This is a genomic window from Streptomyces sp. NPDC091387 (assembly GCF_044756945.1).
Classification (GTDB): domain Bacteria; phylum Actinomycetota; class Actinomycetes; order Streptomycetales; family Streptomycetaceae; genus Streptomyces.
The window spans coordinates 1-12,761 of sequence record NZ_JBIVTZ010000001.1 but is presented as its reverse complement, the minus strand read 5'-3'; the positions used below and the strand labels follow the sequence as shown (position 1 = coordinate 12,761).

Below are 12,761 nucleotides of genomic sequence, written 5' to 3'. Positions count from 1 at the left end.
CGCCGGGGAGGCGGTCAGCGGCGGTAGCCGACGACCGTCATCATGCCCGCCTCCGCGTGGTACAGGTTGTGGCAGTGCAGCATCCACAGCCCCGGGTTGTCGGCGTCGAAGTCCACCGTCAGCGACTGCCGGGGCAGCACGATCGCGGTGTCCTTGCGGGCCCCGGACGCGCTCCCGGCCAGCGCGAACGTGTGCCCGTGCAGATGGACCGGGTGCCACATCGAGGTCGCGTTCCGGAACTCCAGCCGGACCCGCTCCCCGGCCCGCACCGGATGGCGCTGGTCGGCGCTGTACGGCTTCCCGTCGAAGGCCCAGTCGTACGCCGCCATCGAACCGGTCAGCCTGATCCGCACCGTCCGGTCCGGCTCACGGACGGGCAGCGCCACGGACGCGTCCGGGGTCAGCCGGTCGGCCGTCACCAGCTGACCGGCCAGCTCCTTCGGCTGCACGGAGGCGGCGGGAGCCGCGCCCGTCCCGGTACGGAGCAGCGCCCTCGCGGACGCCTTCTTCCCCTCGGCCAGCGCGGTCAGCGGGAACACCCCGTCCCCGGCGGTCACCAGCACGTCGTACCGCTCGCCCATGCCGATCAGCAGGGCGTCCGTCGTGGTGTGCCGGACCGGGAAGCCGTCGGTGTGCGTGACCGTCATCCGGTGGCCGCCGAGCGCGACGCGGAACGCGGTGTCACCGCCCGCGTTGATGATCCGCAGCCGGATCCGGTCGCCCGGCCGAGCGGTGAAGGCGGACGGGTCTTCCGGAGTACGGCCGTTGACCAGGTAGTACGGGTAGCCGACATCGCCCGCGTCGCCGCCCAGCAGCTTGCTGGTGGCGCCCATGAGCATGCGCGAGGGACCGGTCCCGGCACCGGCCGACGGCGTGGCCCCCATCGCGTGCCCGCTGTGGCCGCTGCCCTTGGTCAGCTCCTGGAGCACCGCGTCGGGGGTGGAGCCGTCCACCCCGTCGAGCCAGTCGTCCAGGACGACGACCCACTCCTTGTCGTACGACAGCGGCTCTTTCGGGTCCTCGACGATCAGCGGCGCGTACAGCCCCCGGTCCAGCTGGACGCCCGAGTGCGGGTGGAACCAGTAGGTGCCGGGGTCCGGCACCGCGAACCGGTAGGTGAAGTCCTTGCCCGGTTCGACGGCCCGCTGGGTCAGCCCGGGGACCCCGTCCATGTCGTTGCGCAGGGCGAGCCCGTGCCAGTGCAGCGAGGTCGACTGCGGAAGGTGGTTGGCGAGGGTGAGGGCGAGCGTGTCGCCCGCGGTGACCCGCACCTCCTTGCCGGGCAGCCGGTCCCCGTAGGCCCAGGTGCTGACGGTGTGCCCGCCGCCCAGGTCGAGCCGGGACGGGGTGGCGGTCAGGGAGACCTCGCGTACGGGACCGGCGCCCCGGCGCTTCTCGGCCGCCGCGACCTCGGGGCCGTCGGGGGCCACGTATCCCTCGGGGACGGCCGTGCCGGACGGCCCCGCGTGGTTCATGCCGGAGTGGCCGGTGCTCGCGGCGCCGTCGGAGCAGGCGGCGAGAACTCCGGTACCGGCAAGGGCGATCGATGCGCCGAGGACGGCGCGGCGGGTGTGCTGAGCGGGCATGGCTGAGTGCACCTCAAAGATGTTGTCGGTGTGCTGAAAGGGCGGACGGGGGCGCGGTGCGCCTATATCCGCAGTACCGACAGACCGGTGAGGACGGCCTTGCGAGGCCGTGGTGGGGGAGGGGGCCGCGGCTGCCACGGCTCACGGGCCGGGGAGGTTCCCGGCACGCGGTCCACGGGCCGCCGCGCCACCCTGAGCGCGGTGAGCAGGGCGAGGCCCCAGACGGAGAGCACGGCGAGGCAGACGGCCATCGGGTCCATGCCCCGCATCGGCGCCGGACGGTCGTGGCGCGGGTGATCCAGGTGCGTGGCGTCCGTGGCGTCCCTGGTCGCCGTGCGCTCCGTGTGCTCCGAGCGCTCCGAGCGCTCCGAGCGCTCCGAGCGCGAAGCGGCCGTGGCGTCCATGGCCGTCGCGTCCGCGCCCGTCGCGGCGGCGGCCATCGAGTGCGAGGCAGCCGTCTCCGCGGCACCCTGCCCGCTGTGCTCCGCCGGGTGACCGACGGTGTGCATGGTGAAGATCCCGAAGAGCAGTGCGGCGAACAGCAGCAGCTGCCCGTACCTCGCACTCCTCGTCCCGAACATGCCGGCCACACTACCCCTACCGGGTATATGAACGGCTGTGGCCCGCCACCCCGCGCGGCGGGTGGGCGGGCGGCCGGGCCGTCGGGCCGTACGCGGTGCGGGTCAGTTGGGGGAGTAGACCTTCTCGGCCCAGCCGGCGATCTGGTCGTCGGAGAGGTGCTGCGCCAGATCGGCCTCGCTGATCATGCCGATCAGCTTCTTGTTCTCGACCACGGGGAGCCGCCGGATCCGATGGTTCTGCATCTCCCGCAGCACGTCCTCCACCTCGGCGCCCGCGTCGATCCAGCGCGGCGTGCTCTGCGCGAGGTCGCCCGCGGTCACCTTCGCGGGGTCCCGGCCCATCGCCACACAGTCGACCACGATGTCGCGGTCCGTGAGGATGCCGATCATCCGGTCCTGCTCACCGCTGGCCGAGATGGGCAGCGCCCCGACCTTGTGCTCGCGCATCAGCTGGGCGGCGCGGTCGAGGGTCTCGTGCGCCGGGATCCAGGTGGCGCCGGTGTGCATGATGTCCTTGGCGGTGGTCATGGGGGCTCCTCCTGCGTGCCGGTGGACACTGCCGTACGCCCCCGAGCGAACCCATCGTCATGGGCCCGTTCGGGGTACGCGACCGCTATCACCCGTTCGGGTGCATTTGCGCCGCCGGGGAACCTCGGGGAGTCCTTCAGGTGCGGGGTGCCGAGCCCCGCTCCGCCAGCATCCCGGCCATCGCGTCCAGCTCGGACTGCTGGGCCTCGACCATGCCCTGGGCCAGCCGCTTCTCCACCTTCACGGTGCACAGGCGCGCGCAGCCGCGGGCCATGTCGATGCCGCCCTTGTGGTGGTCGGTCATCAGCTGGAGATACAGGATCTCGGCCTGCTTGCCACTGGCCTTGCCGAGCCGGCCGAGCTCGGTACGGGTGGCCATGCCGGGCATGAGGGACCCGTCGTGGGCCTGGTAACCGTCCCCGTGCCCCGACATCCCCTCCATCCCGTCCATATCGCCCATGTCATGTCCCTCGTGCCCACCGGCACCACTGGCTTCACCGGCCCCACCGGCCATCCATGCCATCGGCTCCTGCCCGGCGGCCACCTTGGGCAGCTCCCACAGATCCAGCCAGCCGAGCAGCATGCCCCGCTGGTTGGCCTGGGTGTTGGCGATGTCGTACGCGAGACGGCGCACGTCCTCGTCCCGTGTACGGTCCCGCACGATGAAGGACATCTCCACGGCCTGCTGGTGGTGGACCGCCATGTCCTGGGCGAACCCGGCGTCCGCCGAGTCCGCCGCGGGCGTGCGCGGGGCGGTCGTGGTCGCGTGGTGGTCCGCCCCGTCGTCCCGTGCGGAGGCCACCGTCGCGGCGCCCGCGAACAGCACCGCGAGTGCGACGGCGGAACCCGCCACCCACCGGGTGCGCCGGGTGCGCTCCGTAACCACCGTCACTCCGCCCCCCGCCCGCCGGTGCACGCCGCGCCCGGCTCGGGCGTCTGCGGCCCCTGCACGTACGTGGAGAAGAACTGCGCCACCCGGGGGTCGTCGGCGCCGTCCACCGTGACCTGCTTGCCCCAGGCGCTCAGCATGATCGTGCCGGCCTGGTCCTTGTACGGGCTCATCAGCGAGTACGGGGTCTTCTCGACCCGCTCGGCGAGCTTGTCCAGGTCCGCGGCCGGGGCCTTGTCCGTGTACGTCACCCACACCGAACCGTGCTCCAGCGAGTGCACGGCGTTCACGTCGGGGATCGCCGTCTTGTATACCTCGCCGTCGCAGTTCATCCAGACGGGGTTGTGGTCACCGCCGACCGGGGGCTTCATCGGGTACGTGACGGTCTCGGTGACGTGGTTGCGGGTCAGCTTCTTCGCGTCCCACGTCTTCTCGCCCGCGATCGTGCCGTCGGCCGCGTCCTTGCCGTCCGACCCGTGCTGCTCCGACACCTTCGCGTCGGCGGACTTCTGGTCCGCGGAGGCCTCGGACCTGTCGAGCAGCGTGTAGGTGCCGAAGGCGACGAGACCTGCGACGACGACGGCGCTGAGGCTTATGGCCACCACACGGTTGCGGTGGTCCCGCGTACGGTCGGTGTTGCGCATCTGCTCTGTGCGAGTCCTGGGGTCGTGGCTCTCGTGGCTCATGTCGTGGGTCCTTCTGCGAAGGGGCGATGAGGGTCTGGAACGGGTCGGAAATCCGGTGCGCGCAGGGCGGTTGTGGGGCCGCCGCATCCCGTGCACGCCATGGCCGACGATCGTAGTGGGTGGCCGCGTGCTCCATCTCACGTCGTGTGCGTAATCTGGGTGAAATCCCGGGTCGTGATACTGGAGTTTCCCCCCTACCCCGGGCGGTGGTGCACGGACCGTCTGAACTGCAAGGATGTGGCTATGGACAAGCAGCAGGAATTCGTCCTCAGGACACTTGAGGAGCGCGACATCCGGTTCGTCAGGCTGTGGTTCACCGACGTGCTCGGTTACCTCAAGTCCGTGGCCGTGGCCCCTGCCGAGCTGGAGCAGGCGTTCGACGAGGGGATCGGCTTCGACGGCTCGGCCATCGAGGGCTTCGCCCGGGTCTACGAGTCGGACATGATCGCCAAGCCCGACCCGGGCACGTTCCAGATCCTGCCCTGGCGTGCGGAGGCCCCCGGCACGGCCCGGATGTTCTGCGACATCCTGATGCCGGACGGCTCGCCGTCCTTCGCCGACCCGCGCTACGTGCTCAAGCGCATCCTGGCCAAGACCTCCGACCTGGGTTTCACCTTCTACACCCACCCGGAGATCGAGTTCTTCCTGCTGAAGGACAAGCCGGTCGACGGCAGCCGTCCCACCCCGGCGGACAGCTCCGGCTACTTCGACCACACCCCGCAGAACGTCGGCATGGACTTCCGCCGCCAGGCGATCACGATGCTCGAATCGATGGGCATCTCGGTCGAGTTCAGCCACCACGAGGGAGCCCCCGGCCAGCAGGAGATCGACCTGCGGTACGCGGACGCGCTCTCCACCGCCGACAACATCATGACGTTCCGCCTGGTCATGAAGCAGGTCGCGCTGGAGCAGGGCGTGCAGGCGACGTTCATGCCGAAGCCGTTCTCCGAGTACCCCGGCTCGGGCATGCACACCCACCTTTCCCTCTTCGAGGGCGACCGCAACGCGTTCTACGAGTCCGGCGCCGAGTACCAGCTCTCCAAGGTCGGCCGCTCCTTCATCGCGGGCCTGCTCATGCACGCCGCGGAGATCTCCGCCGTGACCAACCAGTGGGTCAACTCCTACAAGCGCATCTGGGGCGGCTCCTCCCGCGCCGCGGGCGCCGGCGGCGAGGCCCCCTCGTACATCTGCTGGGGCCACAACAACCGCTCCGCGCTGATCCGGGTCCCGATGTACAAGCCCGGCAAGACCGGCTCGGCCCGCGTCGAGGTCCGCTCCATCGACTCCGGCGCCAACCCGTACCTGACCTACGCGGTCCTGCTGGCCGCCGGCCTCAAGGGCATCGAGGAGGGCTACGAGCTCCCGGCCGGCGCCGACGACGACGTCTGGGCCCTGTCCGACGCCGAGCGCCGCGCGATGGGCATCGAGCCGCTCCCGCAGAACCTGGGAGAGGCGATCTCGCTCATGGAGAAGAGCGAACTGGTCGCAGAGACGCTCGGCGAGCACGTCTTCGACTTCTTCCTGCGCAACAAGAAGCAGGAGTGGGAGGAGTACCGCAGCGAGGTCACGGCCTTCGAGCTGAAGAACCTGCTGCCGGTGCTGTAGTCGCAGTTCAGCGGCTTGGAGAGCACAAAGCGGGCGGGTCGCCCGGTTCAACCGAAGCGACCCGCCCGCAGCCATGATCAGCTCTGGGCCGTCTAGGGGCCGTGGGGCCCGGACGAGCGGCCCAAGTACACCTTGTCCATGGCGATGCGGGCCCGTCCCTCGCTGCTCGGAAGCAGGTGGGTGTAGGTCCGCAGGGTGAACCCAGGGTCGGTGTGCCCGAGGTACGTACTCAGCGCCTTGATGTTCTCTCCGGCGTCCAGGAGCACAGAGGCGTAGAAGTGCCGCAGTGCGTGCATTCCGTGCTCCCTCGCGGCCGTATGGCGCTTGCCCGGTTCTGCCGGCGGGATGACCTCGGCCGCGACGAGAGCAGACTTCCACAGCCGAGTGTTGAAGTCGGTACGCCGTACCGCGCCCTTCCCGTCCGGCCGGATGAAGAGAAGGCGCTTCGTGACCGGCTTCCCGTCCGGGCGTGCCCACGGCAGAGTCACGGCCACGGGAGGGAAGTTGGCCAGGTGCTTCTTCAAGGCGTCGGCCACATGAGGCGACAGAGGAACGTCCCGCACCTTCTGACGCTTGGGGAGGGCGAACACCAACTCGCCCTGGAAGACCTTGACTTGGCTTCCGACGTGCACCCAGCCTGCGCCGAATCGGACCTCCTCCTCCGCTAGGCCGAAGATCTCACCTTGACGAAGGCCGCAACCCGCACCGAGATCGACCATGGCGCGGTACTGCTCGGGCAGCGCGGCCTGTACCGCAAAGACCCGGTCCGCAGTCCAGGGCACGACCTGGTGCGGGTTCCGTGCCGGGGCCCGCACGGTGCTGGCGCTGCAAGGGTTCTTGCGCATGTACTCGTCGTCCACGGCAGCGTTGAGGATCGCTGAGACGCTGGAGAAGATGACGCGCCGATATGAGGTTGCCGGGATAGCCCGCTCCAGCTCGGCCAGCCAATCGCGGATGTGCTCGGGCTTGAAGGAACCGAGAGGTCGCGACCCGAGGTAGGGAAGTGCGTGCAGTCGGATCTGCGAGTTCACCGACTCCCGAGATGCCGGGTCCGAGGTCTGCGCCTTGAGCCAGCGCTCGGCGTACTCCCGGAAGGTGGTCTGGGCCAACTTCGGGTCAACGTAATGCCCGCTGTCCATGTCCGAGGCGGTCTTGCTCAGCCAGGCTTCGGCCTTGCGCTTCTGCTTGTCGGGGAAGCTCTTGGATTTCTCGGTGCCGTCGGGGCCGATGTAGCGGGCGCGGTAGCGCAGGCCGATGCCGTGGCGGTCGGTCTTGACGCGTACGGGTTTGCCGCTGGGTCCGGGTTCGGTCTTGTACCAGCGGTCTTGGATGTGTCCGGCCATCAGGCGGCTTCCTTGTCCATGAGGGTGGCGACCCAGGCGCGGACGTCTTCGGGGTCGTAGCGCAGATGCCGGCCGACGCGGAAGCCGCGGGGACCGGTGTCCTTGCGGCGCCACTGGTAGACCGTCTCGACGGGCACGCCCAGGAGGTCGGCCAGGTCGAGCGGGGTCAGGTAGCGGTCGGGAAGAGGTCGCCTCATGCCCACACCTCCACCGCGTCGAGGTGGTCCAGGTCTTCGAGTTCGGCCCGTGCTTCGCGGGCGGTGGTGCGGCCGGTCTGGATGTCGCGGGCGATGGTCGCGGCGAGCCAGGATTCGCCGGGGGTGTGGCCGTGTCCGGCGTAGGTCCAGTGGGCGAGGGTCAGTGTGGAGCCCTCCGGAGCATCGTCCGGGTCGGGCAGGCCCCGTTCGCGGCGTTCCTGGCGGGCCCGGTAGTCGGCCCTCACCTGGCGGAGTGCGCCGAGGGTGGTGGAGTAGGCGCGGGACTTGGTGGAGAAGTGGCCCCTAAAGCCGAGCATGTGGGCCCAGCGCCACAGCATCCGGTCCGGGTAGGCGTCGTCCAGGACGTAGCAGGCTTCGATCAGGTGGCGGGCGTGGTCGGGCAGGTCGGTGAGCTTGTCCAGCTCGCCCAGCTCCCCGATGCGGCGGTCCACGGTGCCGGTGGTCTCGGCTGCCTTGGTGGCGTACTTCGCCACGTACGCGGCCACCGCCTCCTCCGACAGATCCTCATTCGCACTCCCGGCACCGATGGGTCGTACGTCCACCTGCGTGCCCCATGCCAGCGTCCGAGCGGGGTGGTCGCCGGAGGCCGGGAGCGGGACCGTGGCACGGGTGGCAGCCGCCTGGATCGCATCGGTCAGCAGGGCGACGCTGGCCCAGCCCGGGGGCGGGGTCTCGGGTCCGTCTGGGCCGTCGAGTCGGACGATGGCGTGGAAGTGAACCGCGCCCCGCTTCTGGAACTCTGCGACCTTCCCGAAGGACACCCGGCAGACCTCGGCAGCCTCATTCTGGGAAAGGCCGGCGCGGGCCGCGATCTCCCGGCGGAGGTAGATGGTGAACCGTCGCCAGAGGTCCCCGGCGTGGTTGTTCCACAGCACCGCCCCCGCGTAGTCGTACGTGCCAGGGCTCAGCGCTGTGCCCAGGAGCGGGGAGCCTTCGGGGTGGTCGGTGCCGCACCGGCAGACACTCCGGGTGGGCCGGTTGTGGACCGGGCCGAAGCTCGGGGCCGTGAGGGTGGCGAAGACCTTGGGATGCGTGCGCACCGTGACCGGAGTCCCCTTGGCCACGTCACCGGTGAGCCCGGCGCGGATGAGGTGGAAGGTGTCCCCGGCGTAGGTCCAGGCGCAGGAGGGGCACCGGGAGGCCCGCCGGTTCCCGCACGCGACACGGAGCCGTCCGCCCGGTTCGCTCTGGGTGCTGTAGGAGTAGAGCACCTGCCCCGACTTGGCGTCGCGGGTGGTGGTCATGCCTTCCAGGTGGATCGGGTCCGAGCAGCCACCGGTACGGCGGACCTGCTCCTGCCACCGGTCAAAGCCAGGGGCGTTGGCGACCCGTAAGAGGTCGGCCAGCGTCAGCGGGTCGGTGCCCACGATGGCGGCGGTCCCGGCCACAGCCTCCGGGGGGACGGGGAAGGAGGTCACTGGTCGTCCTCCTTCGGGTAGCCGTGCCCGACGGGCGGGTAGAGGCCGCGCACCTTGGCGTCTTCCTCGGCGTAGTAGGCGTCATCGACCACGGTGAAGAACCGGGTGTAGGGGCGGACGTCGTGGGCGTCGAGGTACATGCCGATCTGCTCGGTCAGCATCTCGTCGGCCCACTCGGCCGCGTCGGGGCGCTCACCGAACAGGGCGTCGTCGAAGAGGCTCACGCGGCCACCGCCACGGAGTCGGAGACCTCGGCGGTCAGGCGCTCGATGTGGGCGAGGAGGCGGGCGCGGGGCCGGGGGGTGATGGTGGCGTGCACGACGGAGCGGGCGGTGTGCTCCTCCAGCCCGGAACCGTTGCAGACCCAGCAGAACACCGAGAGGTGGTCGTCCTCACCGGCCCAGCCGGACCCGGCGCACTCCGAGCAGTCCGCCCACGGGCGGGAAGTCAGGAAGTACAGGCACTCAGCCGGATCGGCACACCGCGTCTCCTCACACGCCGGGCAGGCCCGACCCGGCACCGAACGACGCACAACCACAGCAGAAGCAGGCATGATGGAATCTCCCTGATTGGGACAGGGGGGCGGCGCGCTTGCTTGGCGGTAGGAGCGCCGCTCCCTGGCTGTTCCTGGCATGACCAGGACTTTTCGGGGTTCTATGCGCGCTGGATTCGACGGTCTGCGATCGACCGCACCGGCGAACACATCCCTAGGGTTCCCTAGGTCACCCTAGGGAGTCAAGGGGTACGCTAGGGATGTCGCCAACCGAGACGAGGGAGCTGACGAAATGTCCGATCAGGCAGGCAATCGAGCGCCGTATGCGCGGATTGCCGCCCACTACGCGGAGCTGATCACGTCCGGCAAGCTGGAGCCGGGGTCGCTTCTTCCCAGCATCAAAAACCTGGCGCAGGAGTGGAAGGTCAGCACCGCGACCGCCGAGAAGGCGTTGCGTCAGCTTCGTGCTGATGGGCTCGTAAGAGGGATCCACGGGATCGGAACAGAAGTTCTGGACCACCCAGCCCCGATGTCCTCGGGAGCGCAGCGGCAGGACCGAGGGCGCCACAGCGGGTCAAGTTGGGGATCCGGCGAACGGTCCGACTCCCACCAGGCCACCATGGTGTCGGCACCCGCAGATGTGGCGCGAGTATTGGACATCGAACCCGGCTCGGATGTGATCAGGCGACGCCGCGTGTACCGCGACAGGCACGGGATCGTCGCGCACTCCACATCGTGGATCCCTGCCCGGTACGCGGAGCTGATCCCGGAGTTGGTGGAGAGCGAACGCCTGACCGGGGGAACGTCGCTACAGCTCATCGCTAAAGCCACCGGCCGACCGATCACTCACCGGATCGACACTGCGTCAGCACGTCAACTGACTCCCGGGGATGCGGAACTCTTGGAGCTGGACTCCACTAATCCGCCGGCGGAACCGGTGGTCGTAATGACTGCGAAATTCGTCGACAGCGAGAGCAACGTTGTGGAATACGGCATTGACCTCGGAGGGCCTGGCCGTACGTGGCGCACGGAGTCGGAAGTCGGCCAGTGATGACCGATGTCAGCGCGCCCCGGCCGGTCTGCGTCCTCATGGCAGGACTGCCAGGCTCAGGCAAGACCACGCTCTCACGTGCACTTACAGCCCGCGGCTTCGTCAGGCTTTGCCCGGATGAAGAGATGTTCCGGCGACACGGCGTTTACGGTGTGGACTTCCCCCGAGGGGTCTTTCCTATCCTCGAACGCCCGATCCTAGAAGAGATCTCCGAGGAGCTGCGAGAGCAACTCAGTTCTGGGCGGGACGTGGTGGTGGACCACGGCTTCTGGACCCCCGAAGACCGGGATTGTTGGCGTTCGATCGCTACCAACGCTGGCGCGAGCACAGTCCTGGTCTACCTCGAAGCGGACCACGAAGAACTCTGGTCCCGCGTGAACAAGCGGAATGCCCAGCATGAGGACGACCCCAATTCGATCTACTTCGCCGAGAGTGACTTGCTCCGCTACCGAACCCGCTTCATACCTCCGCAGCCGAACGAGCCGCACATTGTCTATAACGGCGACCTCGGGCCGATCCTCAAGGCACTGGAAGCAGAGCGCGAGTAGCCCATCGGTAGCACCTGGCGTTTGACCAACCCAGTTACAGGTTTCTCTACCTCATCAAGGCACCCGGCTGCGCTCCGCTCCGCCGGGCGCGCTTCCCGGCTCTGGCTGCGCCCGCGCTCCTGCCTTCGGCCCGCTCGGCGCTGCCGCCGCCGACGCGCGCCCGCTGTGTAGGCCCGTGGGGCATGAGACGAGAACCAAGCCCGCGGCTTCAAGAGGATGCCTCCGGCGGGGGCGCTCAGACTCCGGGATGGGACGGGGCACCGTTCGCGAGTGCCGGCCGGAGCGTGGTGAGCGTTGTGGGGCTCCCATCCCGACCACCTTCGACCCAGGCAGAGCCGAGCAGTCGCGGCCCAGGGCGTCAAGGTCGTTCGTACAGTGGCGCGCTCCACCTTGACGCCCTGAACCACGACCGCTCCACGGTGTGTGGGTCGAAGGCGGACGGGATGGGAGCTGGGGCGAGTGGTGGGTTGAGGTGGGTGGCGATCTCGCAGCCCGAAACTCCGCTTCACAAACCAATGGCGTGGAGAGGTGCGCAACAGTAACTTGGCACCAAGTAAACGGCGTTAGGGTGCTAAATGGACTTCACCGACCAAGTGGGACGACTAGCGAGAGCGCATCAGCTTGGTGCCGACCTGTCGGACAGCCTCCAGGCTTGGAGCGACAGCAAGGTATGTAGCGCCCAAGCCGTCATTGCGGCAGACCGCCTCAGCTGGGAACTGAGGCTCCGAGTGCCGCAGGCTCCGCCACTTGCAGAGTGGGGCTTCCGTTTCGGTGAAGCGATCAACCATCTTAGATCCACGCTGGACAATCTGATCGTCGCGGTCGCGCGCCAGTCTGGTGTTACGGACGAGAAGCAGCTCAAAGGTCTTATGTTCCCGATCTGCGACAGCCTCAAGCAGTGGAAGGAGCCTCAGAAGAAACTGAGCTGTTTGCCGGACTGGTGCCGCGACACCCTAGAGCAGCTACAACCTCTTCAGCGCCTGGTGCACGGTGGCAGCCTTGAGGAAGATCTTCTAAGGATCTTGCGCGATCTCGATAACAGGACCAAGCATCACCTCCAGGTCAAGCCTGCTCTGGCACCTCAGTCCATCCACCACTCGCCAACGGTCGAGTTTGAGACCGAGGAGGGGGCAGCCGCTAGTGTGCCGCCTAACACTGAGCTTTTCGTTGCGCTCTTTGAGGACGGCGCTGTACTGCTTCGGCATCGAACCAAAGGTCGCATTAAGGCCGTCCAGGGTCACTACAGTCTGACGGCTCAGGTTCAGGTCATCCTGCCTGATGGGCGCGCTTTCGGTGTCACGGAACTTCTGGCGGCGCTATGGCAGTACACGCAGCTTGTCATGGACTGTGTTGTTGGTGCCGCTGAGCAAGAGGGCGAACCCGAGGGCTAGCGCCATGGCGACGGAGCGTTCCTCCGGGCCGTCTCGGGGCCGTGGAAGGGTGCTCAGCGATGACCAACGCTGACAGTGGATGACGGCTCATCCGCAGGTCATGGCGTTACCCACGTAGATAGCGGCAGGTCCCGAAACTAGCAATTCAGTTCCTGCGCAACAAGAAGCAGGAGTGGGAGGAGTACCGCAGCGAGGTCACGGCCTTCGAGCTGAAGAACCTGCTGCCGGTGCTGTAACCGCCGGCCGGCGGCTTGGAGAACACAGTGCGGGCGGGTCGCCTGATTCAGCAGAGGCGACCCGCCCGCAGTCGTGATCAGCTCTGGGTCGGCTAGGGCGTGTGTGAGGTCGTGATCACCCTGGTGTCGGGGTGAGGTCGTTGATCCAGATCATGGATGCCCGCAGGTGGAGTCCGGCATCGTAGCTC

14 protein-coding genes and 1 pseudogene are annotated in these 12,761 nt (G+C 68.4%); 5 read left to right on the top strand and 10 right to left on the bottom strand.

Going from position 1 to position 12,761, the window contains the following annotated elements; all coding sequences use genetic code 11:
- Positions 1-14: 14 nt before the first annotated feature.
- The 5 genes from ACIQM0_RS00075 to ACIQM0_RS00055 form a co-directional block, all read right to left on the bottom strand.
- A complete protein-coding gene (locus ACIQM0_RS00075) occupies positions 15-1,586 on the bottom strand; it encodes a multicopper oxidase family protein (RefSeq protein ID WP_401281634.1) in 1,572 nt (523 codons plus the stop codon).
- Positions 1,587-1,648: 62 nt separating this feature from the next.
- The gene (locus tag ACIQM0_RS00070; protein ID WP_401281631.1) at positions 1,649-2,167 is read right to left on the bottom strand and encodes a hypothetical protein; all 519 of its coding nucleotides are present in this window, start codon (positions 2,165-2,167) and stop codon (positions 1,649-1,651) included.
- Between the two features lie 102 nt (positions 2,168-2,269).
- Entirely contained in the window at positions 2,270-2,695 is a 426-nt protein-coding gene (locus ACIQM0_RS00065) for a CBS domain-containing protein (RefSeq protein ID WP_401281629.1), read from the bottom strand.
- 136 nt (positions 2,696-2,831) lie between these two features.
- On the bottom strand, positions 2,832-3,581 hold the full coding sequence (locus tag ACIQM0_RS00060) for a DUF305 domain-containing protein (protein WP_401281626.1): 750 nt from the start codon (positions 3,579-3,581) through the stop codon (positions 2,832-2,834).
- A 2-nt stretch (positions 3,582-3,583) separates the two neighbouring features.
- Positions 3,584-4,270 carry a DUF3105 domain-containing protein gene (locus tag ACIQM0_RS00055; protein WP_401281624.1) on the bottom strand — a complete coding sequence of 229 codons (687 nt, stop codon included), beginning with the start codon at positions 4,268-4,270 and terminating at the stop codon, positions 3,584-3,586.
- 243 nt (positions 4,271-4,513) lie between these two features.
- On the opposite strand from ACIQM0_RS00055, the gene glnA reads away from it, so the two are divergent.
- Positions 4,514-5,875 carry a type I glutamate--ammonia ligase gene (gene glnA / locus ACIQM0_RS00050; RefSeq protein WP_123526403.1) on the top strand — a complete coding sequence of 454 codons (1,362 nt, stop codon included), beginning with the start codon at positions 4,514-4,516 and terminating at the stop codon, positions 5,873-5,875.
- Between the two features lie 92 nt (positions 5,876-5,967).
- Here the strand turns inward: glnA and ACIQM0_RS00045 are convergent, their stop codons facing one another.
- Genes ACIQM0_RS00045 through ACIQM0_RS00025 form a run of 5 tightly spaced genes read right to left on the bottom strand, consistent with a single transcriptional unit; the run spans position 5,968 to position 9,407 of the window.
- Positions 5,968-7,218, bottom strand: coding sequence for a tyrosine-type recombinase/integrase (locus ACIQM0_RS00045; protein ID WP_401281621.1), 1,251 nt, complete (start codon positions 7,216-7,218; stop codon positions 5,968-5,970).
- The gene (locus ACIQM0_RS00040; RefSeq protein ID WP_007457675.1) at positions 7,218-7,415 is read right to left on the bottom strand and encodes an AlpA family transcriptional regulator; all 198 of its coding nucleotides are present in this window, start codon (positions 7,413-7,415) and stop codon (positions 7,218-7,220) included. Before ACIQM0_RS00040 ends, ACIQM0_RS00045 begins: the two co-directional genes overlap by 1 nt.
- Entirely contained in the window at positions 7,412-8,854 is a 1,443-nt protein-coding gene (gene repSA, locus ACIQM0_RS00035) for a replication initiator protein RepSA (RefSeq protein ID WP_401281618.1), read from the bottom strand. The genes ACIQM0_RS00040 and repSA overlap by 4 nt, the downstream gene beginning before the upstream one ends.
- The gene (locus tag ACIQM0_RS00030) at positions 8,851-9,078 is read right to left on the bottom strand and encodes a hypothetical protein (RefSeq protein ID WP_401281615.1); all 228 of its coding nucleotides are present in this window, start codon (positions 9,076-9,078) and stop codon (positions 8,851-8,853) included. Before ACIQM0_RS00030 ends, repSA begins: the two co-directional genes overlap by 4 nt.
- Entirely contained in the window at positions 9,075-9,407 is a 333-nt protein-coding gene (locus ACIQM0_RS00025) for a hypothetical protein (protein ID WP_401281613.1), read from the bottom strand. Before ACIQM0_RS00025 ends, ACIQM0_RS00030 begins: the two co-directional genes overlap by 4 nt.
- 232 nt (positions 9,408-9,639) lie before the next feature.
- Here ACIQM0_RS00025 and ACIQM0_RS00020 point away from each other — a divergent pair, with 232 nt between their 5' ends.
- The 4 genes and pseudogenes from ACIQM0_RS00020 to ACIQM0_RS00005 form a co-directional block, all read left to right on the top strand.
- Complete coding sequence (locus ACIQM0_RS00020; RefSeq protein ID WP_401281610.1) at positions 9,640-10,398, top strand: GntR family transcriptional regulator; 759 nt, start codon at positions 9,640-9,642, stop codon at positions 10,396-10,398.
- Entirely contained in the window at positions 10,398-10,946 is a 549-nt protein-coding gene (locus ACIQM0_RS00015; RefSeq protein ID WP_401281608.1) for an AAA family ATPase, read from the top strand. The genes ACIQM0_RS00020 and ACIQM0_RS00015 overlap by 1 nt, the downstream gene beginning before the upstream one ends.
- A 575-nt stretch (positions 10,947-11,521) precedes the next feature.
- Positions 11,522-12,337: a hypothetical protein gene (locus ACIQM0_RS00010; protein WP_401281605.1), complete on the top strand. Its 816-nt coding sequence runs from the start codon at positions 11,522-11,524 to the stop codon at positions 12,335-12,337.
- 149 nt (positions 12,338-12,486) lie between these two features.
- Positions 12,487-12,573, top strand: a pseudogene (locus ACIQM0_RS00005) (glutamine synthetase); the annotation flags it as partial.
- Positions 12,574-12,761: the final 188 nt, after the last annotated feature.